The organism is Streptomyces sp. ERV7 (genome assembly GCF_001653515.1).
GTDB lineage: Bacteria > Actinomycetota > Actinomycetes > Streptomycetales > Streptomycetaceae > Streptomyces.
Genome location: NZ_LYOY01000040.1, coordinates 663658 through 687165, shown reverse-complemented (window position 1 = coordinate 687165; position 23508 = coordinate 663658). Strand labels below are relative to the sequence as shown.

The 23508-nt window shown below is 70.4% G+C and carries 21 protein-coding genes and 1 tRNA gene; 10 read left to right on the top strand and 12 right to left on the bottom strand.

Features of this window, described 5'->3' with window-relative positions; genetic code table 11:
• Nucleotides 1-89: 89 nt before the first annotated feature.
• The 5 genes from A8W25_RS35725 to A8W25_RS17595 all read right to left on the bottom strand — a co-directional run bounded on the left by A8W25_RS35725 (nucleotide 90) and on the right by A8W25_RS17595 (nucleotide 3761).
• Nucleotides 90-170, bottom strand: a complete 81-nt coding sequence (locus tag A8W25_RS35725) for a putative leader peptide (protein ID WP_359364022.1) — start codon at nucleotides 168-170, stop codon at nucleotides 90-92.
• Nucleotides 171-517: 347 nt separating this feature from the next.
• Nucleotides 518-1267, bottom strand: a complete 750-nt coding sequence (locus A8W25_RS17610; protein ID WP_067162571.1) for a DUF2993 domain-containing protein — start codon at nucleotides 1265-1267, stop codon at nucleotides 518-520.
• A gap of 54 nt (nucleotides 1268-1321) precedes the next feature.
• Complete coding sequence (locus tag A8W25_RS17605) at nucleotides 1322-2656, bottom strand: hypothetical protein (RefSeq protein ID WP_067162569.1); 1335 nt, start codon at nucleotides 2654-2656, stop codon at nucleotides 1322-1324.
• Between the two features lie 10 nt (nucleotides 2657-2666).
• Nucleotides 2667-2921, bottom strand: coding sequence for a MoaD/ThiS family protein (locus tag A8W25_RS17600; RefSeq protein WP_067162567.1), 255 nt, complete (start codon nucleotides 2919-2921; stop codon nucleotides 2667-2669).
• 33 nt (nucleotides 2922-2954) lie between these two features.
• On the bottom strand, nucleotides 2955-3761 hold the full coding sequence (locus A8W25_RS17595) for an alpha/beta hydrolase family protein (protein WP_079126151.1): 807 nt from the start codon (nucleotides 3759-3761) through the stop codon (nucleotides 2955-2957).
• 227 nt (nucleotides 3762-3988) lie between these two features.
• Between A8W25_RS17595 and A8W25_RS17590 the strand changes: the two genes are divergently transcribed.
• Together A8W25_RS17590 and A8W25_RS17585 are read left to right on the top strand one after the other, a co-directional pair.
• Nucleotides 3989-4801 carry a response regulator transcription factor gene (locus A8W25_RS17590; protein WP_067162562.1) on the top strand — a complete coding sequence of 271 codons (813 nt, stop codon included), beginning with the start codon at nucleotides 3989-3991 and terminating at the stop codon, nucleotides 4799-4801.
• A gap of 24 nt (nucleotides 4802-4825) precedes the next feature.
• Nucleotides 4826-5845, top strand: a complete 1020-nt coding sequence (locus A8W25_RS17585; RefSeq protein ID WP_067162560.1) for a LacI family DNA-binding transcriptional regulator — start codon at nucleotides 4826-4828, stop codon at nucleotides 5843-5845.
• 441 nt (nucleotides 5846-6286) lie between these two features.
• Here the strand turns inward: A8W25_RS17585 and A8W25_RS17580 are convergent, their stop codons facing one another.
• Entirely contained in the window at nucleotides 6287-6763 is a 477-nt protein-coding gene (locus A8W25_RS17580; protein ID WP_067162558.1) for a RidA family protein, read from the bottom strand.
• Nucleotides 6760-6921, bottom strand: coding sequence for a DUF4177 domain-containing protein (locus tag A8W25_RS33480; protein WP_003975360.1), 162 nt, complete (start codon nucleotides 6919-6921; stop codon nucleotides 6760-6762). The genes A8W25_RS17580 and A8W25_RS33480 overlap by 4 nt, the downstream gene beginning before the upstream one ends.
• 72 nt (nucleotides 6922-6993) lie before the next feature.
• On the opposite strand from A8W25_RS33480, the gene A8W25_RS17575 reads away from it, so the two are divergent.
• Both A8W25_RS17575 and A8W25_RS17570 read left to right on the top strand, forming a co-directional pair.
• Entirely contained in the window at nucleotides 6994-7956 is a 963-nt protein-coding gene (locus tag A8W25_RS17575; RefSeq protein WP_067162557.1) for an ArsA family ATPase, read from the top strand.
• Nucleotides 7957-7958: 2 nt separating this feature from the next.
• Nucleotides 7959-9269, top strand: coding sequence for an ArsA family ATPase (locus A8W25_RS17570; protein WP_067162555.1), 1311 nt, complete (start codon nucleotides 7959-7961; stop codon nucleotides 9267-9269).
• A 44-nt stretch (nucleotides 9270-9313) separates the two neighbouring features.
• Here the strand turns inward: A8W25_RS17570 and A8W25_RS17565 are convergent, their stop codons facing one another.
• Complete coding sequence (locus tag A8W25_RS17565) at nucleotides 9314-9679, bottom strand: WhiB family transcriptional regulator (RefSeq protein WP_067162553.1); 366 nt, start codon at nucleotides 9677-9679, stop codon at nucleotides 9314-9316.
• Nucleotides 9680-10104: 425 nt separating this feature from the next.
• On the opposite strand from A8W25_RS17565, the gene A8W25_RS17560 reads away from it, so the two are divergent.
• Nucleotides 10105-12351: a transglycosylase domain-containing protein gene (locus A8W25_RS17560; RefSeq protein ID WP_067162551.1), complete on the top strand. Its 2247-nt coding sequence runs from the start codon at nucleotides 10105-10107 to the stop codon at nucleotides 12349-12351.
• Between the two features lie 186 nt (nucleotides 12352-12537).
• Here A8W25_RS17560 and A8W25_RS17555 read toward each other — a convergent pair whose 3' ends face one another.
• The gene (locus A8W25_RS17555; RefSeq protein WP_067162549.1) at nucleotides 12538-13002 is read right to left on the bottom strand and encodes a GatB/YqeY domain-containing protein; all 465 of its coding nucleotides are present in this window, start codon (nucleotides 13000-13002) and stop codon (nucleotides 12538-12540) included.
• 156 nt (nucleotides 13003-13158) lie between these two features.
• Between A8W25_RS17555 and A8W25_RS17550 the strand changes: the two genes are divergently transcribed.
• The 3 genes from A8W25_RS17550 to A8W25_RS17540 all read left to right on the top strand — a co-directional run bounded on the left by A8W25_RS17550 (nucleotide 13159) and on the right by A8W25_RS17540 (nucleotide 16108).
• Nucleotides 13159-14097, top strand: coding sequence for a metallophosphoesterase (locus A8W25_RS17550; RefSeq protein WP_067162547.1), 939 nt, complete (start codon nucleotides 13159-13161; stop codon nucleotides 14095-14097).
• 78 nt (nucleotides 14098-14175) lie between these two features.
• Nucleotides 14176-14249, top strand: a tRNA-Pro gene (locus A8W25_RS17545).
• 614 nt (nucleotides 14250-14863) lie between these two features.
• On the top strand, nucleotides 14864-16108 hold the full coding sequence (locus tag A8W25_RS17540; protein WP_234386485.1) for a hypothetical protein: 1245 nt from the start codon (nucleotides 14864-14866) through the stop codon (nucleotides 16106-16108).
• Here A8W25_RS17540 and A8W25_RS17535 read toward each other — a convergent pair.
• Nucleotides 16038-16883, bottom strand: a complete 846-nt coding sequence (locus tag A8W25_RS17535; protein WP_067162543.1) for a PE-PGRS family protein — start codon at nucleotides 16881-16883, stop codon at nucleotides 16038-16040. The two genes, A8W25_RS17540 and A8W25_RS17535, sit on opposite strands and share 71 nt — an antisense overlap.
• A gap of 453 nt (nucleotides 16884-17336) precedes the next feature.
• Between A8W25_RS17535 and A8W25_RS17530 the strand changes: the two genes are divergently transcribed.
• Together A8W25_RS17530 and A8W25_RS17525 are read left to right on the top strand one after the other, a co-directional pair.
• The gene (locus A8W25_RS17530; RefSeq protein ID WP_234386484.1) at nucleotides 17337-18797 is read left to right on the top strand and encodes a DUF4041 domain-containing protein; all 1461 of its coding nucleotides are present in this window, start codon (nucleotides 17337-17339) and stop codon (nucleotides 18795-18797) included.
• 55 nt (nucleotides 18798-18852) lie between these two features.
• Nucleotides 18853-19746: a phosphorothioated DNA-binding restriction endonuclease gene (locus tag A8W25_RS17525; RefSeq protein ID WP_067164173.1), complete on the top strand. Its 894-nt coding sequence runs from the start codon at nucleotides 18853-18855 to the stop codon at nucleotides 19744-19746.
• A gap of 216 nt (nucleotides 19747-19962) precedes the next feature.
• Here the strand turns inward: A8W25_RS17525 and A8W25_RS17520 are convergent, their stop codons facing one another.
• Both A8W25_RS17520 and A8W25_RS17515 read right to left on the bottom strand, forming a co-directional pair.
• The gene (locus A8W25_RS17520) at nucleotides 19963-21480 is read right to left on the bottom strand and encodes a LacI family DNA-binding transcriptional regulator (protein WP_067162539.1); all 1518 of its coding nucleotides are present in this window, start codon (nucleotides 21478-21480) and stop codon (nucleotides 19963-19965) included.
• 28 nt (nucleotides 21481-21508) lie between these two features.
• Entirely contained in the window at nucleotides 21509-23470 is a 1962-nt protein-coding gene (locus A8W25_RS17515; protein ID WP_079126271.1) for a SpoIIE family protein phosphatase, read from the bottom strand.
• Nucleotides 23471-23508 lie beyond the last annotated feature (38 nt).

Sequence of the window (23508 nt, the reverse complement as noted above, 5' to 3'; positions counted from 1 at the left end):
CTTCGGCACGGGGGGTGGCCCTGAAAATGTTCAACGGGCCCGGGGAACACGGGAGTTGCCGTCTCTTCGCAGAGAGGGGCGGGTCCCGCTCAGGCGTGGCGACAGAGCATGGCGGCGACGCGGCACAGGTCGACTGCCCGCCGCTTCGTGAGATCCGCCTGTCGCTTCATGCGTCCGATCGTAGGGACGGACGGGCGGCCATGTCACCGGTGTGTCGTATTTTGAGACACGATCATCCGGATGGTGGGACGCGAAGGGGCGCCGGGCGCCTTTCGTCGGCGCGGGGGACGCCTCGGCCGGGGGACTATCTGCCCAGCGGACACAGACGTCTCACCATCCGGCTACCGGCCGGTCCCGGGATCCTCCGCCTGCGGGCCGGCGGGGGCTGGTCACGCAGTTCCCCGCGCCCCTCGGGCAGTCCGCCGCAGCCGGAGTGCTCAGCTCAGCCCCCGGTCCTTGGGGGCGCGGGGAACTGCGCCCCCAGCCACCCACGGCCCGCAGGTCAAGACCCTTGCGATCAACCCGCCAGGGAAACGTTCGACCCGGTCCCGGAGAACCGCAGCCCGTCCGGGGTCGCCGTCACCTTGTCCAGGGTGATCCCCCGGGGCAGCCCCTCGATCTTCAGGTCGTAGTCGACGGCCTTGCGAAGCTTCTCGTCGAACCCCGGCACCGGCAGCTTCGGCAGCTCCGAGGAGCGGACCCGGACCGTGGCGCTGCCGTCCGTCGTCACCGTGCTGTACGCACTGACCGTGCGCCCCGCGAGCAGCACCTTGAGGCTGGCGGGGACCTGGACGCCCGCGCCCTCCAGCAGGTCCGCGAGCTGCCCGCTCACCTGGACCTGCCCCTTCGCGGCCCGCTCGGCCCCGGCGTAGCCGACCGTGGCGCCCTTGGGCGCGGACTTGGTCAGATCGGCGTACGAGATACGGGCCGAGCCGTCCGCCCGTACCGCCGTGGCGGACGAGTAGCTGCTGTCGACCTTGACGTCGTGCAGCTTGGCGTGGACCTCGGTGACGTTGACCGAGTGGCCGTCCGCCGTGGCGGTGACCCCGCCCAGCTTGACGTCGACCTCGTCGAACTCCTTGCCCAACGCCTGTGTGAGGAAGGGGAAGCCGGAGATCGAGACGTCGGGGGTCTCCCGCAGACCCTGACTGCTCTTGATCTTGTCGGCCACCTTGGACTCGACGACGTTCACCGCGATGCGGTCCGCGGCGACGAAGAGGCCGCCGAGAACCACCGCCACGATGAGCCATATCCGAAGTGCGCGCATTGCGTACGAGTCCCCCCACGCTGGTCGTTGACGCTGCGAGCCTAACTCCCGGAATTACCCGATCACTCGACCGATCAGATACAAAGCGGGAACAGCCGCGGTGAGCGGCAGCGCCACTCCGGCCGTCATATGGACGAAGCGCGACGGGTAGTCATAACTGGCCACCCGCAGCCCGATCAGCGCACAGACCCCGGCCGCGAGCCCGAGCAGCGCGCCCGACGCACCCACGTCCGTCAGCTGCCCGACCACGATCCCGGCGCCCGCCGCGGCGAGCAGCGCGACCACGGCCGAGACCGGTCCGGGCAGCGGCAGCGCGCGGGCCGGGACGGCGACGGCCACCGCGGCCGCGCCCACCGCCACCGCGTGCGGGATCGCCGCCAGATATCCGGCGGCCAGGATCGCGAGCGCCGCCGCGGCCACGGTCGCCATCAGTCCGTACATCCGCTCGTCCGGGTCCGCGTGGCTGCGCAGCTGGAGCACCAGCGTGAGCAGCACCCACACCCCGAGCGTGCCCAGGATCGCGGCGGGCGCGTGCTCGTCGCCGACGGCGAGCAGCGCCGCGTCGGCGACCAGGCCGCCCAGGAAGGCGAGCGCGATGCCCTGGCGGGCCGGCCACATCCCGTTGAGCCGGAACCAGCCCGCGGCCGTGACGGCCTGGAGCAGCACCAGCGGCACCGTCAGCGCGTACTGCCCGAGGCCGGACGCGGCCGCGAGCAGCAGGCCGAGGACGGCGGTGAGCGCGGCGGGCCGCATCCCGGGCGCGATGATCGGCGAGCGTCCCTCGGCGCGGGCCCGCTGGGCGTCGGTGATCCGGGTGTTGCCGACGGTGGTGGGCGGGCTGTAGGCGGGGCCCTCGCCCGGCGCGGGCTCGGCGGCGGGCGGCTCGTACGCCGACGCCTCCGGGGGCAGCGGCACGGACCCGGTCTGCGGCGGCAGATACGCGGTGTCGGCGGCGGGCTGCGCGTACGCCTGCGCGTACTCCTGCTGGACGGGCTGCTGCACGGCGTGGGCCTGCACGGGCTGGGCCTGGACGGGCTGGGCCTGGACGGGCTGGGCCTGCACGGGCTGGGCCTGGACGGGCTGCTGCACCGGCTGCGGCTGGATCGTGGGCTGGTACTGGGTGTCCCAGGTCTGGCCCTCCCACGTCTGCGTGTACTGCTGCTGCTCCTGGTACGACGCGTCGTGCGGGAACTGCTGCTGGACGGGCTGCTGCGGCTGCTGGTGCTGGTGCTGCACCGGCTGCTGCTGGAGGGGCTGCCCGTACTGGTCGTACTGCTGGTACGCGTCGTACTGCTGGGGCTGCTGCTGGTACTGCTGGACCGGCTGTCCGTACTGGTCGAACCGCGGATAGCTCTCGTCGTACGGATGCGGGTACTGCTGATCGCTCATGACGTGGGGGTCACCCTCCTGCGAACGGCGGGAGCACCTCGACCGTGCCGCCCTCGGCAAGCCGTACGGTCTCATGCCCGCGGGTCCCGACGGGATCGCCGTCGACGAGGAACGAGCACCTGAGCAGCACGCGGGTCAGCTCGCCGGGGTGGCGCTCGCGCACCGCGTCGAGCGCCTCGGCCAGCGTGGCCGCCGTATACGGCTCCTCGGCCACACCCGCGGCGGACTTGGCCGCGGCCCAGAAGCGGATGGTTCCCGCTGCCATGGCGACCCTCCTTTCGTCGACCCCCATGATGGGCTACGCCACCGACAGCCACTGCGCGATCCGGCGCAGCAGCACCGCGTCGGCCGCGTTCTCCGCGTGCCCCATGCCCTCCTCCAGCCACAACTGCGCAGGTCCGGCGGCTGCCAGCATCCTCGGGTGGTCGAGCGGGAAGTACGGGTCGCGGTCGCCGTGGACGATCAGGAGCGGGGTCGGCGCGATCAGCGGGACCGCCTCGACCGGGGAGAGCGGCACCGGGCACCACTCCTGGGAGTCGATCCGGGTGGCGAAGCCGAGCCGTCCGACCAGCCGCCCGGCGGGCCGGGTCACCAGCCAGTGCAGCCGCCGCATGGGGGCCGTGCCCCGGTAGTACCAACGGGCCGGCGCACTGACGGAGACGACCGCGTCGGTCCGCGCCTCGGTGAGCCCCTTGTGCATCGCCGCGTGCCGCAGGACCACCGAGCCGCCCATCGAGAAGCCGACGGTCACCACGCGCGCGTAGCCGAGTGATCTCGCCCACTCCACGGCCGCCGCCAGATCGAGCACCTCGCGGTCGCCGACCGTGGAGCGCCCGCCGGAGCCGCCGTGGCCCCGGAACGAGAACGTGACCACGCCCGCGTACTGGGCGAACACCCCCGCCGCCCGCCGCAGGGCCGGGCGGGCGGCCGACCCCGTGAAGCCGTGCGCGACCACGACCGCGGTGCGCGCCGGGCCCGCCGTGCAGGGGTCGTGGAAGGCCTCCACGGACACACCGTCCGAGGTGCGAAGAGTTGCGCGCCGCGGTCCCCTGGTGATCGAGGAAACATCCACAGTGTGAAATCGGCCCTCTGCCCCGGAACTCATGTGGGCTATTCTGCTGGGCAGAGGATCCGGGCAGCGCAGCCCCCGGGTCCTTTTGCGTTTCCTGGTCGTTGTTACGAGCAGGTGAACAAAGGCTCTCAGGGCGCGGGAGCCAGTACCGACAAGTGCCGTAAACGTCCTCGCAGGGACCGAGGAGGAACCGACGTTATGGGCGAGCAATCCGTGCACGAACCGAAGAAACCGACGACTACCAGGGCAGGTGGGGCGCGATGAGCTCGCTACTGCTCCTGACCAACGCCCTCCAGCCCTCGACGGAGGTGCTCCCCGCCCTCGGCCTGCTGCTGCACAACGTGCGGGTGGCCCCCGCCGAGGGCCCGGCCCTGGTGGACACCCCCGGTGCCGACGTGATCCTCGTCGACGGCCGCCGCGACCTGCCGCAGGTCCGCTCGCTCTGCCAGCTGCTGCGCTCCACCGGCCCCGGCTGTCCGCTGATCCTGGTGGTCACCGAGGGCGGTCTGGCCGCCGTCACCGCCGACTGGGGCATCGACGACGTGCTCCTGGACACCGCGGGCCCCGCGGAGGTCGAGGCACGGCTGCGGCTCGCGATGGGCCGCCAGCAGATCACCTCCGACGACTCCCCCATGGAGATCCGCAACGGCGATCTCTCCGTGGACGAGGCGACGTACAGCGCCAAGCTCAAGGGCCGGGTGCTGGATCTGACCTTCAAGGAGTTCGAGCTCCTGAAGTACCTGGCGCAGCACCCCGGCCGGGTCTTCACGCGCGCGCAGCTGCTCCAGGAGGTCTGGGGCTATGACTACTTCGGCGGCACCCGGACGGTCGACGTCCATGTACGGCGGCTGCGGGCCAAGCTCGGCCCCGAGCACGAGTCGCTGATCGGCACCGTCCGGAATGTCGGGTACCGGTTCGTCACCCCCGAGAAGGTCGAGCGGGCGGCCGAAGAGGCCAAGGCGAAGGCGGCCGCGGAGGCCAAGGCCAAGGCGGCCGCCGCATCCGTGGCCTCCACACCGGTCCCGGCCGCCGCAGAGCCGGAGGAAGCCTCCGTACGCCCTGCCCAGAGGTAGGTCACCCCGCGTAGACTCCCGCTCGTGGCCAAGGTGACGCGGGATGATGTGGCGAGACTGGCGGGTACGTCGACCGCGGTCGTCAGCTACGTCATCAACAACGGACCGAGGCCGGTCGCCCCGGCCACGCGCGAGCGGGTACTCGCCGCGATCAAGGAGCTGGGCTACCGGCCCGACCGGGTTGCCCAGGCGATGGCCTCCCGGCGCACGGACCTCATAGGCATGATCGTCCCGGACGCGCGCCAGCCGTTCTTCGCGGAGATGGCGCACGCGGTGGAGCAGGCGGCGGCCGAGCGCGGGAAAATGGTCCTGGTCGGCAACTCCGACTATCTGGACGACCGCGAGGTCCACTATCTGCGGGCGTTCCTCGGGATGCGCGTCGCCGGTCTGATCCTGGTCAGCCAGGGTCCCAGCGAGCGTGCGGCGGCCGAGATCGACGCCTGGGACGCGCGCGTGGTGCTCCTCCACGAACGGCCGGAGGCGATCGACGACGTGGCCGTCGTGACCGACGACATCGGCGGCGCCCAGCTGGCCACCCGCCACCTCCTCGAACACGGCCACGCGTACGTGGCGTGCCTCGGCGGGGTCGAGTCGACCCCGGCGGTCGGCGACCCGGTGGCCGACCACGTGGAGGGCTGGCGGCGGGCGATGCTGGAGTCCGGGCGGCCGACCGAGGGGCGCCTCTTCCAGGCGCCGTACAACCGGTACGACGCCTACCGGGTCGCGCTGGAGATCCTTTCCGGGCCCGAGCGTCCGCCGGCGATCTTCTGCTCCACCGACGACCAGGCGATCGGGGTGCTCCGGGCCGCGCGTGAGCTGCGGATCGATGTGCCGGGGGAGCTGGCGGTGGCGGGCTTCGACGACGTGAAGGAGGCCGGTCTGACGGACCCGCCCCTCACGACCGTGGCCTCCGACCGCCCCGCGATGGCCCGCGCGGCGGTGGACCTGGTCCTGGACGACGCCCTCCGCGTGGCCGGCTCCCGCCGGGAACGCCTGAAGCAGTTCCCGTCGCGCCTGGTGATCCGCCGCTCCTGCGGTTGCTGAGACCCGGACTTCACCCGCGGGCCGGTGGGGCTGAGCGCGCCCCTTAATGGCCCGGACTTCGCCTGCGGACCGGCGGCGGGGAGGTGCACGCGCAGTTCCCCGCGCCGTTAATGGCCCGGACTCCACCCGCGGGCCGTGCTGGGTTGCTCGCGCAGTTCCCCGCGCCCCTCAAGGGCCCGGACTTCGCCTGCGGACCGTGGGTGGTTCTCGCGCAGTTCCCCGCGCCCCTGAGGTATCCCGCCGCAGCCAGAAAACCCAGCTCAGCCACAGGCTTTCAGGGGCGCGGGGAACTGCGCGAGCAACCCAGCACGGCCCGCAGGTCCGGAGGGTTCAGGGGCGCGGGGAACTGCGCGGCCAGCCACCCACCGGGCCGAGGATGAAGACCGGGCCGGGCAGCCACCCACCGGGCCGCGGATGGAGACCGGGCCCAAAGCGGCGCGGCTACGCGTTCAGTTCGACCTGGATTTCGACCTCGACCGGCGCGTCCAGCGGCAGGACCGCGACGCCCACCGCGCTGCGGGCATGCACACCCTTGTCACCCAGCACCGCGCCGAGCAGCTCGCTCGCCCCGTTGATCACACCCGGCTGGCCGGTGAAGTCGCTCGCCGAAGCCACGAACCCCACGACCTTCACGACGCGCGCGATGCGATCGAGGTCACCCGCGACCGACTTCACGGCCGCGAGGGCGTTCAGCGCACAGATGCGCGCCGCGTCCTTCGCCTCCTCGGCCGTGACCTCCGCGCCCACCTTGCCGGTCAGCGTCAGCTTGCCCTCGACGATCGGCAGCTGCCCGGACGTGTACACGTACACACCCGACCGCACGGCCGGCTGGTACGCGGCCAGCGGCGGTACGACCTCCGGCAGCGTCAGGCCGAGCTCGGCCAGCTTCGCCTCCACCGCACCGGTGCCCGCGCTCATGCCTGCTTCTCCCGCTTCAGGTAGGCCACCAGCTGCTCGGGGTTGTTCGGCCCGGGAACGACCTGGACCAGCTCCCAGCCGTCCTCGCCCCAGGTGTCCAGAATCTGCTTGGTCGCGTGCACGAGAAGGGGCACGGTCGCGTATTCCCACTTGGTCATGGGGCCGACTGTAGCCGCTGGCGGGGGCAGCCTCATGCGTAGGCCTCCCGGGGACTGGTTAGGCTCGACGACGTGAGCAGGCTCCAGGTCGTCAGCGGCAAGGGCGGTACCGGCAAGACCACGGTCGCCGCAGCCCTCGCGCTCGCCCTCGCGACGGAGGGCAAGCGCACGCTCCTCGTCGAGGTCGAGGGCAGACAGGGCATCGCACAGCTCTTCGAGACGGAAGCCTTTCCGTACGAGGAGCGCAAGATCGCCGTGGCGCCCGGCGGCGGGGAGGTGCACGCGCTGGCGATCGACGCCGAGCGGGCCCTGCTCGACTACCTCCAGATGTTCTACAAGCTGGGCTCGGCGGGCCGCGCCCTGAAGAAGCTCGGCGCCATCGACTTCGCCACCACCATCGCCCCGGGCGTCCGGGACGTCCTGCTGACGGGCAAGGCGTGCGAAGCCGTCAGGCGTAAGGACAAGCAGGGGCGGTACGCGTACGACCATGTGGTCATGGACGCCCCGCCCACCGGGCGGATCACCCGCTTCCTCAACGTCAACGACGAGGTCGCCGGGCTCGCCAAGATCGGCCCGATACACAACCAGGCGCAGGCCGTGATGCGGGTGCTCAAGTCCCCCGAGACGGCCGTGCACCTGGTGACGCTCCTGGAGGAGATGCCGGTCCAGGAGACCGCCGACGGGATCGCCGAGCTGCGCGCCGCCGAGCTGCCGACCGGCGCCGTCATCGTGAACATGGTCCGCCCGCACCTGCTGGACGAGGACGCGGTCCGGGGCGTCACCGGCGACCGGCGCAAGGAGGTCGCCAAGGCGCTCACCCGCGCCGGCGTCACCGGCTCCGCCAAACTGGTCACCCCGCTGCTCCAGGAGGCCGCGGAGCACGCCGAGCGGGTGGAGCTGGAGCGCGAACAGCGGGCGGTGGTGGGCTCGCTCGGGCTGCCCGCGTACGAACTGCCGCTGATCGGCGAGGGAATGGACCTGGCCGGGCTCTACCGCCTGGCCGCACGACTGCGAAGGCTCGGGGTGGGGCAGTGACCATGGACGCGGCCGTGCCGCTCGACATCGACCCCCTGCTGGACGACCCGAAGACGCGGATCGTGGTGTGCTGCGGCTCCGGCGGGGTGGGCAAGACGACGACGGCCGCGGCGCTGGGGCTGCGGGCCGCCGAGCGCGGCCGCAAGGTGGTCGTGCTGACCATCGACCCGGCCCGCCGGCTCGCCCAGTCGATGGGCATCGACTCGCTGGACAACACCCCGCGCCGGGTCAAGGACGTCGAGGGCGAGGGCGAGCTGCACGCCATGATGCTCGACATGAAGCGGACCTTCGACGAGATCGTCGAGGCGCACGCGGACCCCGAGCGCGCCCGGGCGATCCTCTCCAACCCCTTCTACCAGTCCCTGTCGGCCGGCTTCGCGGGCACGCAGGAGTACATGGCGATGGAGAAGCTGGGCCAGCTGAGGGCCCGCGACGAGTGGGACCTGATCGTCGTGGACACCCCGCCGTCGCGCTCGGCGCTCGACTTCCTGGACGCGCCGAAGCGGCTGGGGTCGTTCCTGGACGGCAAGTTCATCCGGCTTCTGATGGCCCCCGCCAAGATGGGCGGCCGGGCCGGGATGAAGTTCCTCAATGTCGGTATGTCGATGATGACGGGCACGCTCGGCAAGCTCCTCGGCGGGCAGCTGCTGCGGGACGTCCAGACGTTCGTGGCGGCGATGGACACGATGTTCGGCGGCTTCCGCACCCGCGCGGACGCCACCTACCGGCTGCTCCAGGCGCCCGGCACCGCCTTCCTCGTGGTCGCGGCGCCCGAGCGGGACGCGCTGCGCGAGGCCGCGTACTTCGTGGAGCGGCTCGCGGCCGACGCGATGCCGCTGGCCGGTCTGGTGCTCAACCGGGTGCACGGCAGCGGCGCGGCCCGGCTCTCGGCCGAGCGGGCGCTCGCGGCGGCGGAGCACCTGGACGAAGGTCAGCAGGAAGGCCACCAGGAAGAACAGCCCCTGGAAGAGGGAACCGGGGAAAATCTTGTCGACGGCCGCATTGTCGATCAGAGGTCCGGGAAGGCTGAGGATCGTGGCACCGGTGGTTCCTCTCCCGAAGCTCCCTCCCCCACCGGACCCGAGGACGGCGTGTCGGTCGACCGGCTGACCGCCGGTCTCCTGCGCCTGCACGCCGAGCGGATGCAGGTGCTCGCCCGCGAACAGCGCACCCGCGACCGCTTCACCGCACTCCACCCCGAAGTCCCGGTGGCCGAAGTGGCCGCCCTGCCCGGCGACGTACACGATCTCGCCGGGCTCCGGGCCATCGGGGAACGGCTCGCGGCCCAGGAAGAGTCGGCCGGAGCGCTCTGATACGTCCGACGCGTCCGCTGCGGTACGCGTCGCGCGGATATGGCCTACCCCACGGCCGCGTAGGTCTCGTCCACGGCGTGCCGGTAGACGTACGCCTCCTCGTCGTCGACGCCCACGGGCAGGATGCCCGTGCTGCGCTCGTATTCCGTACGCGCCGTCTCCAGGAGACGGCGCCAGGACGTGACGGTGGGCCGGCGGCGCAGCAGTGCGCGGCGCTCCCGTTCCGTCATTCCGCCCCACACGCCGAATTCGACGCGGTTGTCCAGTGCGTCCGCGAGGCACTCGGTCCGCACCGGACATCCGGTGCACACCGCCTTCGCCCTGTTCTGAGCCGCACCCTGTACGAACAGTTCGTCCGGATCGGTAGTGCGGCAGGCTGCCTGCGCACTCCAGTCGGTTACCCAGCCCATGCCGGCGCCGTCCTCTCCCGAATCGAGGCTCCCCCACGGCGGCAGAGGCATATTCACCGCTGCCAGTTGAGGACGTTACGGAAGGTGGGCACAGCGCAACACCCCCTTCGGGCCCAATCTTGAATGGCCCGAACGGACTATGCGTACGCGGCAGATCACCCAACGGAGTGAGCTGGGGACAAACGTGAGAAACCCGACCAAGCGGGACGTTCCAGTTGAGCCACAACGGACGCCTGATGACGCATGAGGCGTAAACGGACGGCGAATCCGGGCAGCCGCCCTCTTGCGAAGGCCGAACAGCTATAAACATCGAGAAGCACAGACAAGCAACCACTTGATGCGCAACCGCACTGCTGTGACAGTTGAGCGCAGCTTAGGCCAGAGCATTGACCCGTGTCCGGCGAATCAGAACGTAGGCTGCCCTCATGGCAAAGAAGCGCTCGGGCGGTGGTCTGACCGGGACCCAGCAGGTCGCCAAGTTCGTCGGGGTGAGTGTGCTCTCCGGAGCGGTGCTCGCGGGCATCGCGCTGCCGGCGTTCGGCGCGCTGGGGCTCGCGGCCAAGGGCACGGTCGAGGGGTTCGACGAGATCCCCGCCAATCTGAAGACCCCGCCGCTGAGTCAGCGCACCACGATCCTGGACTCCCAGGGCGGTCAGATCGCCACGGTGTACTCGCGTGACCGCACGGTGGTCCCGCTCGCGGACATCTCGCCGTACATGCAGAAGGCGATCGTCGCGATCGAGGACGCGCGCTTCTACGAGCACGGCGCGGTCGACCTCAAGGGCGTGCTGCGCGCGCTCAACAAGAACGCGACGTCGGGCGGGGTGGCCCAGGGCGCGTCCACCCTCACCCAGCAGTATGTGAAGAACGTCTTCGTGGAGGAGGCCGGCGACGACCCCGACAAGGTCGCCGAGGCCACCCAGCAGACGCTCGGCCGCAAGGTCAAGGAGCTCAAGTACGCGATCCAGGTCGAAGAAGAGCTCGGCAAGAAGAAGATCCTGGAGAACTACCTCAACATCACGTTCTTCGGGCAGCAGGCGTACGGCGTCGAGGCAGCCGCCAAGCGCTACTTCTCCAAGTCGGCCAAGGACCTGAAGCTGGAAGAGGCCGCCATGCTGGCGGGCATCGTCCAGTCGCCGAGCCGGTACGACCCGGTCAACGACGCCACCGAGGCCAAGAAGCGCCGCGACACGGTCCTCCAGCGCATGGCCGACAAGAAGGACGTCTCACAGGCCGAGGCGGACCGCGCCAAGGCCGCGCCGATCAAGCTGAAGGTCGCCAAGCCGAAGAACGGCTGCATCACGGCCGTCAGCGGCGCGGGCTTCTTCTGCGACTACGTGCGCGAGGTCTTCCTCTCCGACCCGGTCTTCGGCAAGTCCAAGGAGGAGCGGGCCAAGCTCTGGAACCAGGGCGGTCTGACGGTCCGTACGACCCTGGACCCGCAGGCCCAGCAGTCCACCCAGGCCTCCATCAAGGACCACGTCTACCAGGCGGACAAGGTCGCCACCGCCGTGACGCTGGTCCAGCCCGGCACCGGCAAGATCATGGCGATGGGCCAGTCGCGACCGTACGGCTTCGGGACGAACGAGACCCAGATCAACTTCTCGGTCAACAAGCAGATGGGCGGCTCGAACTACGGCTTCCCGGTCGGCTCGACCTTCAAGCCGTTCCTGGCCGCCGCCGCGATCGAGGGCGGCAAGCCGCCGACGCAGCAGTACCCCTCGCCGTTCGAGATGGACTACCCGGCGACCGTCCAGACGTGCAGCGGCAAGCCCTGGGTGAACACCAACAACGAGTCGCTGGAGAACGAGAACGAGTCCGAGCACGGGCCGTACCCGCTGAGGACGGCGATGGAGAAGTCCGTCAACACGTACTTCGTGCAGATGCTCGGTGAGATCGGCATGTGCCCGGTCTCGCAGATGACGGACAAGCTGCATGTGGTGCAGGGCAACGGCGCGAAGCTCCCGATGGTGCCGTCCGCGCTGACGCTTGGCTCCACCGGTATCTCCCCGCTGAACATGGCGAGCGCGTACGCGGCCTTCGCCAACCGGGGCACGTACTGCACGCCGGTCGCCATCGAGTCGATCAAGAAGGCGGACGGGACGGCGCTGCCGGTGCCGAAGTCCTCGTGCAGCCAGGCGATGTCCCAGGGCACCGCGGATGCCGTCAACACGCTGCTGCGCGGTGTGACGGACTCCGGTACGGGCCGCCAGGCGGGTCTCTCGGACCGCGACAACGCGGGCAAGACCGGTACCACCGACCAGCGCAAGAACGCCTGGTTCGTCGGCTACACGCCGAACATGTCGGGCGCGGTGTGGGTCGGCAGCCCGACGCAGAAGGTCGAGATGGAGAACATCACGATCGGCGGCGTGTACAAGGAGAAGGTGTACGGCGGTGAGGTCCCCGGACCGATCTGGAAGGACGCCATGACGGGCGCCCTCTCCGGCCTGCCGGCCCCCGAGTTCGTACGGGTCGACATCCCCGACCCGGTGCAGCCGAAGGACCCGCCGGCGGATCCCGACAACGCCAAGGGCAAGGGCAAGGGCGGCAAGAAGCACCGCCCCGGCGACAACAAGCCGGGCGGCGGCATCTCGGTACCGCCCAACCCCGGCATCTCGATCCCGCCGGGAACGATCGGCGGGGACGAGACGATCGGGGGGATCTGGCCGTAGAGGGCCGGAGGACCCACCAGGTCACATACGGAAGGGGCGCCCAGAGATCTGGGCGCCCCTTCCGCGTGCGCACGTTGACGGCTGCCGCCGTTGTGCCCACGGTCCGCAGGGCGGAACGGGTGGGCACAACGGACCACGGTCCGCAGCCGACAGCGGGTTCGGGGCGAAGCCCCGGGGGAGCGGGGGTCAGCCCGCCAGCAGGCTCTTCACGGCCGCCGACACCCGGCCGCCGTCGGCGAGCCCGGCCACCTTCGGCTTCACGATCTTCATCACGGCGCCCATGGCCTTCGGCCCCTCGGCGCCCGCGGCCCTGGCCTCCGCCACGGCCTCCGCGACGATCACCTGGAGCTCGTCGTCGGACAGCTGCTTGGGCAGATACGCGTCGAGGATCTCGCCCTCGGCCCGCTCCTTCGCCGCCGACTCCGCCCGGCCGCCCTGGTCGAACGCCTCGGCCGCCTCACGCCGCTTCTTCGCCTCCTTGGCGATCACCGTCAGCACCTCGTCGTCGGAGAGCTCGCGCGCGCTCTTGCCCGCGACCTCCTCCTTGGCGATGGCGGTGAGGGTCAGTCGCAGCGTCGACGAGCGCAGCTCGTCGCGTGCCTTCATGGCGGTGGTGAGGTCGTCCTTGAGCGTGGCCTTGAGCGTGGTCATGCGCCCAGTGTGGCAGGTGGTGACGCCCGGGCGCGTGCCAGTTTCACGCCGGGAGCGCGGGTCCGGGCGTACGCGGGGCGCGGCCTGGGGCGTACGGGGTGCCCGCGAGCCACCGGCGAAGACCGTAGGCGTACGTACGTCTGCAACGATGGGCGTATGCACGCGCGATACGGGATTCCCTTGAAGACGACGGCGGCTCTCACGGCGATCGGCGCGGCCGGTATCGCCTACGCGGCGGGCTTCGAAGCCCGTTCTTTCCGTCTGCGACGGGTGACCGTACCGGTGCTGCCGAGCGGGGCGCGTCCGCTGCGCGTGCTCCAGGTCTCCGACATCCACATGGTCGGCGGCCAGCGCAAGAAGCGGGCGTGGCTCCAGTCGCTGGCGGGCCTGCGCCCGGACTTCGTGGTGAACACGGGTGACAACCTCTCGGACACGGAGGGCGTGCCGGAGGTCCTGGACGCGCTGGGCCCGCTGATGGACTTCCCCGGGGTGTACGTCTTCGGCTCCAACGACTACTACGGCCCGAGGCTGCGCAACCCGGCCCTCTATCTCCTGGAGAAGATGCAGGGCAAGCACGGCCTGAACGGCAACGCCCCCGCGGTCGGCGTCGTCCACAACCCGTGGGAGGAGCTCCGCGACGCGTTCGACGCGGCGGGCTGGGTCAACCTCAGCAACGCGCGGGGCCGGCTCAAGCTGGACGGCATGGAGCTGGCGTTCACGGGCCTGGACGACCCGCACATCAAGCGCGACCGGTACGCGAAGGTGGAGGGCGGCCCGGAGGCGGACGCGGACCTGTCGATCGGGGTGGTCCACGCGCCCTATCTCCGCTCCCTGGACGCCTTCACGGCCGACGGCTACCCCCTGGTCCTGGCCGGCCACACCCACGGCGGCCAGCTCTGCATCCCCTTCTACGGGGCCCTGGTCACCAACTGCGACCTGGACACGGACCGGGTGAAGGGCCTCTCGGCGCACGAGGCCGGCGGCAATCGCTCCTACCTGCACGTCTCGGCGGGCTGCGGCACGAACCGCTACACCCCGGTCCGCTTCGCCTGCCCCCCCGAGGCCACGCTCCTGACCCTCACGCCCCGCCCCTGACCTCGCCCCGAAACCGGATTTCGTCTCCGGCCGCCGGTGGGCTAAAGTAAACGACGTCGCCGCGACAACCGGTGACATCGGGGTGTAGCGCAGCTTGGCAGCGCGCTTCGTTCGGGACGAAGAGGTCGTGGGTTCAAATCCCGCCACCCCGACGCTGTAGTACCAGGTCAGGCCCGGTTCTGAGAGATCAGAACCGGGCCTGATTTGCGTTGGGGGGCCATTCTGGGAGCCATTTGGGAGCCGACTCCGAGGAGCGGCTCCCCGGCGGCTCCCAGCGGGTGGCGTTCCGCCTTCGGCACGCCGTGCGCCGTGTGCGCCCCGCGAGAGTCGCCCTGCGGCTTGTGCCGAGGAGACCGCAGGCGGTACGACGATCGGCATGCACCCTTGGTCTCCGTTAAATGACCGGCAGCTCGCACTCCTCACTCGCATCGGGGGCGGAACCGATCCCGTCACCTCGGACAGCCCCGAGCTCGCCCTCACCGCCCGCGCCCTCAAGGAGCGGGGCCTGCTCACCATGCCGAAGCAGAACGGGAAGTGGCGGGCGGAGATCACTGACGCGGGACGCTTCTACCTGGAGCACGGCCATCACCCGGATCGGCCGGACCCAGCTCAGCGTAAGCAGCGGCCCACAGACTCCGGCCAACGGACACAACACACCCCTCCACCACAGAAGCAGGCCACAGCCCCGCCCACGACGAAGCCGACGCCACAGCGTGCCGCCAAGCCCCCACAGCCGTCGTCGGCGGAAGTCGGGGCCGCTTTGATCGTGGAGGTACAGCAGGCTGGACGGTTCCTCCGGATCCCGAACCCCAGCGACGAGGAGCGAGCCCGCTACCGCAGGGCGTTCGACGCGGCCCGGCAGTGCGCCCCCGAGGGATACAGCCTCAAGTACAGCGGGCGGGCGAAGGGGGACTTCTTCCTCGGCCTGCTCCGGGCGACCGGCGAGGACGAGACCGAGTGGAACCGTATCCGGCTGGCGCGCAGCCGTGTGATCACCGATGTCGAGGACGTGATCGCCGCAGTCAGCGCGGATCACAGCGCCTTCGAGATCTCCGAGGAGGTCCTCCCCCGGGTACTCTCGCTGCTCCGGCTCCTCGCCGAGGAAGCCCTCGCACGCCACGGCGAGATCGCGGTGTCCAAGAAGCGCAGGCAGCCGAGGCCGCTGCTCACCGTCCACGGCAGGACGTACGAGGTCGGTTTCCGCGAACGGCAGAAGCCGGTCCGGTACGTACCCAAGCAGCCGGGCCGCCGGACGTACGACTGGCAACGTGTCACCCCAGCCCAGAAGTTCGAGCCCTCCGGCGAACTGGAGCTGCTGGTCAGCCAGCAATCCGGCTACAGCTACGGCTGGAAGAAGGAATGGGCCGACACGGCCAAGAAGCCATTGGAGGAACAGGTCGGTTCAGTCTTCCGGGCGTTGAAGGCGCGCGCGGAGGAGCAGGAGCGGGCCCGGCTGGAACGAGAGGCGGAGCAGCAGCGCCTGCGAGAGGAGCAGGAGCGGCAGGAGGCCGAGCGCCGGCGTCTGGAAGCGGAGCAAGAGGAGCGCGAGCGCCGGGAGTGGGAAGCCGCCGTCAGCGTGGCTTCTATCAAGGCGGTCCGCGCGGTACGGGCCGAGCACTTCGGTACTGCCCTCGATCGGTGGCAGACCGCAGGGGAGATCCGGACGTTCTGTGCCGCTCTGGACGAAGCCGCCGCCGCGTCGGAAGACACCATCGAAGCCGAGAGACTGCGCGAGTGGTCCGCTTGGGGGAAGGCGGAGGCCGACCGGCTCGACCCCACCATGAACGGCAGAGGACTGGCTTCCCTCAACTTCCACGCCGAGCCGACAGAAGATCAGCTGCGGCCGTTCCTCGACGGCTGGCACCCCCACCGGCCGGAGAAGGAGAAGCCTGCGGCACAGCCCGCGCCGCCCAAACCGGACCCGGATCCATGGCGCGGCTTCATCGACGCACGTCAGGATCAAGGCTGGAGATATGGACGCCAAGGTCGCGCTCAATGGTGGAGGCGATGACGCCGTGGCCGCGGTCGCGTAGGGCCTTGACCGCCTTCTCGACCAGCTCTCCGAGCCGGATGACCTCGGTGCGCAGGGCAACCAACTCGTCGTAGCGTTCGGCCTTGTCCTGGCCGCACCACGCCCGGACGGTCCGCAGGACTGCCGCCTCGGCGTCCAGCTTGCGATCGTCACGCCGGCTGTAGGAGTACCAGGAGGAGGACTGGGCACGCTCTTGCTCGATGGCCTGCTGCTTGCGCTCGACCTCCGGAAGGATCTCGTCGGCGAGGTGTCCGGCCACGTGGCGGGCGATGCGCTCGGTGACCGGCCACCCTGCCAGGCACATTCCGCCATGGTTCTCGAACACCATGGCGTCGCCGCGTAGTTCGGCGGCGTCCATGCCGATGAGGGGTGCGGTCTCGTCGAGGCGGCCCAGCTCCAGGACGCCCGCGTCCGCCACTGTTCGGCGCAGCCGCAGCCTGTTCTTCGGGCGAACGAATCCGAGGATCATGCGGGCGGCCTCGAAATCCGTGCTGCCCCGGACGTGGCGAGAGGACTCCACCAGTGCCGACTCCGCCGCGTCGTCCGCGCGGAACGTATCGACATCCGCCCACGGTGCTACGAGAGAGCCGGAATTGACCCACTCCTGCAGCCCAGCGGCATCGCCTTCGAGAAACCGCACGTGGATCCAGCCGGATCTGCCCGAGCCGCCCACTCGAACGACCTCTACCTCGCGAACCGCGCTACCCAGATCCTTCGGCCTCGCGCGGTAGGCCCAGTGCTCGCCAATCTCCATGTACCCATTGAGCCAGGTCGGTTGGCCTCACCTCCGGGCGTTTCCCCATATCTACCGGCGCGAGACCTCACCAGGTGGCCCTCCCCCGGTCGATGCTCCGTCTGCGTGTGAGATCCGCAGCCCGTCACCTGTTCACCGCTCGGGGCTTCGGCGCGCTCTACCTGGAACTCGTGCCCCTCCTCCGAGGATGCTCACGCATGGTTACAAGGGTGTCACAAGGTGAAACGTACGGGTGCTCTGGTGGCTGACCAGCAAGAAAATGTCACTCTACGTTTGCCGGGATTGCCCGGCGCCCCGTGCGCTGGGTACCTCAGGGCGAGGGGGTGGGGAATGAGTACTTGTCGTTTCAATCCACCGCCGGGTTGGCCTGTGCCACCTGCGGGATGGATACCGCCGTCGGATTGGCGGCCCGACCCCTCATGGCCCCCATTGCCTGCGGGATGGCAACTGTGGGTGCCCGAGCCCGACTCCGCCACCGACGTCCTCGCCAACGGTTCTGCCGCAGGCTCTGCGGTGCCGCCGCCGCGGAAGGGCGGATTGTTCGGGCGCCGTCGCGCGGATGGCGTGTCCGAGGCCGAAGAACTGCGGGCATGGATCGCAAGGACACAGGGGCTGGATGCCGCGCGGGTCTCGGGCCTCGTACGACAGGTCGAGGCGGAGGCCGCCGCGCTGCGGGAGAAAGCGTCCGTCGAAGTCGCCGAGGAGGTCGAGGGGATCCTCAAGGACGCACGCGAGACGGCGAAGGAGATCCTCGACGACGCGCGCCGGACGGCCAAGGAGACCGAGCGGGTACGCAAGGAGGCCGACCGTCACCGTAAGGACGTCGTCGAAGCCGAGCGGCGGCTCGCCGAGTTGCAGACCCGGATCGTCAATGCCGACGAGACCGCCATGTTGCAGGAGGCCGGAGTCTACGCCTACCGGCATGCGCTGCACGACGCGATCGCCTACCGCAGTCGGCTCGACACGTTGCAGAACGAGATCAAAGCGCTGGCCCGGGCGGGCCGCGCCGTAAAAGCGGCCACGGACTGGACGGTCAACGGCTCCAAGCGCGAGGGCCAGAAGATGGTCCGGGACTTCTCCAAGCTGATGCTGCGCGCATACAACGCCGAAGCCGACTACGCCGTGCGTTCGATGCGGCCGCACCGGCTGGGCTCCCTGGTGGACCGGCTCTTCAAGAGCCGCGAGACGATCGCCCGGCTGGGCGCCACCATGCATATCCGGATCACCGACGAGTACCACAACGCGCGCGTGCGGGAGTTGGAACTCACCGCCGACTTCCTGCAGAAGAAGGAAGAGGAGAAGGAGGCGCAGCGCGAGGTGCGCGCCCGGGAGCGTGAGGAGGCGGCGGTCCAGCGGGAACTCGACCGGCAGCGCGAGAAACTGAACAAGGAACAAGGCCACTACCAGGCGGCACTTGAACGCCTGCGCGAGCGCGGCGACGAGGCGGGTGTGGCCGAGATGGAGGCCAAACTGGCCGAGATCGAGAACGCCCTGCGGGACGTCGAGTCCCGCGCCGCGAACGTCCGCGCCGGCTATGTGTACGTCATCTCGAACATCGGCGCCTTCGGCGATCGCATGGTGAAGATCGGTATGACACGTCGACTCGAACCTCTGGAGCGGGTCTACGAGTTGAGTGGCGCGGCCGTACCCTTCCGCTTCGATGTCCACGCTCTGATCTTCAGCAAGGACGCGGTCGGCCTGGAGGCGGAGCTCCATCGGCGCTTCGCCTCGCAGCGAGTCAACCAGGTCAACAGCCGGAAGGAGTTCTTCTATGCCACCCCGGCAGAGGTGCGCAACGCGCTGCAACAGTTCGCCGGACAGCATCTGATCGAGTTCACCGAGGAACCCCAGGCCCTCGAATGGCGGGCCGGCCGACGCATGGGCCAAGCCGGTGAGCCCGTCGCGGGCGCATGAGGACTTGCAAGTCGGGCAGCACAATGTGCCGAGAGGCATCACTACGATCACCGTCATGGATTGGCTGAAGCAAGCCGCAGAGCTGAGGCAATGGAGCCGGGACGGGGTGCGGGCGCCGCACAAGCCGTTGCTGCTGCTGTACGCGCTGGGCCGTTTTCAGGCGGATGCCGCGGACGAGTTGCCGTACAGCGCGGTGGAGGCGGATCTGAAGCAACTGCTGGCGGAGTACGGTCCGTCGCGGGGAACCACACCCGCTTATCCGTTCCATCACCTGGTCAGCGACGGGGTATGGGAAGTGCGGACCAGGAACGGCGCCGGCAGCCCAGGCACCGGGGTGCGGGAACTACGCGCCAGCGGGGCCACTGGGAGGCTCGCCCCGGACCTTCAGGCGGCGCTCCAGCGGGAACCTTCGCTGCTGGGCCGCATGGCACGGGTGCTGCTGGTCCTTCACTTCCCGGCGTCACTGCACCAGGACCTGTGCGACGCGATCGGCCTGGAAATGGAACTGGCCGAGGCCGACGCTCTGACAGTGCCCGGGAGGCGGCAGCGGGACCGGCGGATGCGGGAGATCGTGCTGACCGCGTACGAGTACCAGTGCGCCTTCTGCGGCTACGACGGCATGATCGGCACAGCGCCCGTCGGGCTGGAGGCCGCGCACGTGCGCTGGTGGGCGTTCAACGGCCCGGACGACGTCGACAACGGCCTGTGCCTGTGCTCGCTGCACCACAAGCTCTTCGACAAGGGCGTCCTGGGCATAGGCGACGGCCACCGCATCTTGGTCTCGCAGCGCTTCATCGGCCGCAGCCAGGCTGCCCGCGAGCATGTCACAGCACTCGCGGGCTGTCCGCTCATAGGCCCTCAACCCGGCACTCGGCCCATCGCGGCGGCCCACCGCTCGTGGCACACCAGCCAGGTCTTCCACGGTGACCCGCGTCCCTCCGCCGCCTGACCTGATGTCCGATACGCAACCTCAAGAGGCTAGCCGCACCAAGCCTCCCTGCCCTTCACGCTGCTTTCGACGCGGGGGCGCGTGATCTCGTCCGTTCAAGCAACGATCGACTTCCCCGTCCCGTCGAGGTGCAGGTGGCAACCCGCGCGCGACGAGGGCCTCGATCGTGTTCCAGCGGAGGCCCTCTCACCCCATCGCACGCACCGCCATCGCTGACTACCTCGCCGCTTCACGGCGCGCCAGCAATAGCGCGTCGAGGACCCTTACCGGCGAGCGAGGGCTCATCGCCACGCGGGCGTCGAGCGCCGTCTCCCACTGCTCGGTCAGGCCAAGCATGAGGCGCTTGCGCATGCCGGGGGTGACGTGGGCGTAGCGCGCGGAGACCGAACCGTCGATGTGGCCCATGCGTTGGTCCATGAGGACCTTCTCGGTGCCGAGGTCCTCCATCATCGTCCGGTGCGTGTGGCGCAAGCCGTGGGGTGTGAGGCCCTTGGCGATCGGGAGCCAGCAGGCGTCGGCCCGTTCCGTGGCGCCGCGGCCCCGGGCCGGGATGCCGGGCCACGGCTCGCCCAGGATCGGCACCGGACGGGCCTCCTGCGGCGCCTTCTTCGGGTACCAGCCGGAGACTGCCGGGGTGAACAGCCAGGTGGCGAAGCCGTTTCGGCGCCAGTGGGCCGCGTGTTCCGACACGACGCCGCCCCGTACGAACCCGAGGTCGGCGATCGCCTGCTCGACGCGGACGCGGGTGTCCTCGCGTACGCGGTCGGGGTGGTTGAGGACGTTGGAGACCGTGCCAGTGGAGACTCCGGCGCGGCGTGCGACATCGACGAGCTTCGCGCCCTGGTGGCCGCCGGTGCGCGCCGCGCCCTGCCCTCGGAAGACGTACGTCTTGCCGTGGCAGGGGCAGGGCGTCGGCTTCGTACGGGCGATGTGGTTGAAGACCAGGGCCGACAGCCAGTCCGTCGAGTCGATGGTGCGGTAGCTGTCGTCCTTAGGCGGGCAGCGCACCATCTCGCCGGTGTCGAGCTCGTACAGCTGCCACTCGACGCGGGCCGAGGAGGAGCGGACGAACTCCGTTTCCAGACCAGCGATTTCGCCCCAGCGCATGCCGGTGTATGCCTTGAGGACCACGGCGACGAACTCGTCGTCACGGCCGGACAGCAGGGCGGCCCGTTCGGCGGCCAGCAGGATGCCGAGCGCGTCCGTGACGACTTTCTCCGGGCCTCGGTCGCGGGAGCGGCCCGCACGCTTGCCGCGCCCCCGCCGCCTGGCTGCCGGGTTGGACGTGAGCAGGCCCTCGTCGATCGCGTCCTCGAAGATCAGGTGGAGCGTCGAGCGCCAGGTCTTGACGCTGGAGGCCGCGTACACGGCCCGCTCTTTCTTCTCCCACAGCTCGACGTCCGTGCGCAGGATGCCGATGAGCGCCTTGTCCCCGAAGTCGGGGAGCAGGTGCTCCTCGATGTGGCGCCTGTAGTTCTGCATGGTCGACGCGGCCAGGTCCTGGGCGGCGTACCAGCGGCTCGCGTACTCGCCGAAGGTCTCCTGACCGAGGGCCGGGTCGCGCCAGTCACCGCGCCGGTACTTGTTCTCGGCTTCGCTGGCGGCGCGCTGGGCCTCGCCTTTGGTGGCGAACCTGATGGCCTTGCCCTGGTCGTCAACGACCGTGAGGTGCTTGCCGGGCTCGGTCTTGTAGCGACCGCGCCAGTAGCTTCCGCGCTTCTCCGCGAAACCCACGTGTACCTCCCCTTTCTTACGTCGTCGACTACGCAGCGGCCCCGAACTGGCCCTGCCGGGCCCGCCGTGGGGGTCGGGCCTGGAGCCGGGCCGTGGGCACCGGTGCGGTGGTCGGAGAAGAAGGGCGGGGCGCCTTCGAGGCCGCGGCCGGAACAGGCTGCTGAGGGAGGGCCCCCCCCCGCCGCACCGGCTCGGGCAGCACCTCCAGGGTGAGGACGGCGCCGCCCTCGGTGTGCAGCAGGACATTGCCGAGCAGCTCGCCCGCGGCCAGCTCCACGTCGTCGACGAGCTCCCCGAAGCCCCAGTCCTCCAGGGCCCGGCGCAGGGCCACCCTGGACTCGGCCAAGCCCTCGGGGTCGGCCTGGTGGATGTACTGGTGGATACGGGGGGCCTGCGGGGTGCCCGGGTCGGGGGCGCGGCGCAGCACCAGCAGGGCCACGTCGTCGCCGGTGCCCCAGCGCTCCCACAGGCTGGCGGAGAGGTGGTCCGCGAGCGCGTCGGCCCCCTCGGGTCCGGTCCGGACGGCCGCCTCCAGGGCGTCCATCCCGGCCGCGATGTCCAGGCCGGGCTCCTCCACGAGCCCGTCGGTGCACATCACCATCGTCTCGCCGGGCACCAGGTCGAGCCGGGTCTCGGGGAAGTCCTCGTCGTCGAACTCGCTGGCGAGCCCGAGCGGGAGTCCGCCGCGCAGATTGGGGCGGCCCACCCGGCCGTCGGTGTGCCGGATGAACGGCCCCAGATGGCCCGCGCGGACCGCCCGGACCCCGCCGGAGACCAGGTCCACCTGCGCGTACGTACAGGTCGCGAAGCGCTCGGTGTCGAGCTCGGCGAGGAAGCGGGAGGCACGGGCGAGCACCGTCGCGGGCGGGTGGCCCTCGCCCGCGTAGGCGCGGATCGCGATCCTCAGCTGGCCCATGATCGCGGCGGCGTGGGTGTCGTGGCCCTGGACGTCGCCGACCACCACCCCGACCCGCCCCCGGGGCAGCGCGATCACGTCGTACCAGTCGCCGCCGACCTCCCGGCCGCCCCAGGCCGCGTGGTAGCGCACGGCGATCTCGGCGCCGGTGACCTCGGGCACGTGCCGGGGCAGCATCGACGCCTGGAGGCCGGTGGCGAACTCGCGCTCCTGGTCGAAGAGGATGGCCCGCTGGAGCGACTGGGCGACGATGCCCGCAAGCCCCAGACAGAGGTTGCGGTCCTCGGCCGAGAAGTCGCTGCGCCCCCGGAAGAACAGCGCGAGGCCGCCGACCGGGCGGGCCTGGGCGATCAGCGGCAGGAAGGCCGCCGCGTCCAGTTCCATGCTCTGGATGTACGGGGCGAGCCGGGGGAAGGTGTGGCCGAGCTCGCCCAGCGAGGTGACGAACCGGGGCTGGCCGGTCAGCACGGCCTCGGCGAGCGGCAGCGAGTCGTCCAGACGGTGCAGCTTCAGCTCGTCGAGCGCCTCCATCGAGTCGCCGGCCAGCGCGATGACCTTGAGCGCGCCGCCCTCGACCAGTCCGAGGACGAGCCCGTCGGCGCCGAACCGCTCCCTGCCGTCGGTGCCGGTGAGGACCGCGGCGACGTCGTCGACGGTGACCGCCTTGGAGAGGGCCGCCGTGGTGCCCTGGACGATGCCGGTGATGCGTCGCCGGCCCGCCTCCATCGGGCTGATCGAGGTGAACTCGGTGAGCTCGGTGGAGGCGTTGCGGACGATCCCGAGCACGCGGTACGCGCCGCCCCGGTCGTCCCGCAGGATCCGTCCGCGCACATGGGTCCACTGCCGGTGCCCGTTGCGCCGTCTGAGCTGGAAGTAGGCGCCGTAGGAGGAGCGGCCGGTCTGCATGGCCTCGTCGATCACGGCGTTGACCCGCACGCCCTCCTCGGGGGGCACCCGGGAGACCAGCGAGTCGGGGTTCCCGTCGTATTCGTCGGGCGTCAGGTCGAAGACGGCGAGACCGGCGTCATCGAACGCAAGGGTGTTGTGCTCCAGGTCCCAGTCGAAGCTGCCCATGCGGTTGAGGGCCAGCCTCTCGCCCGGCCCGATCTCCC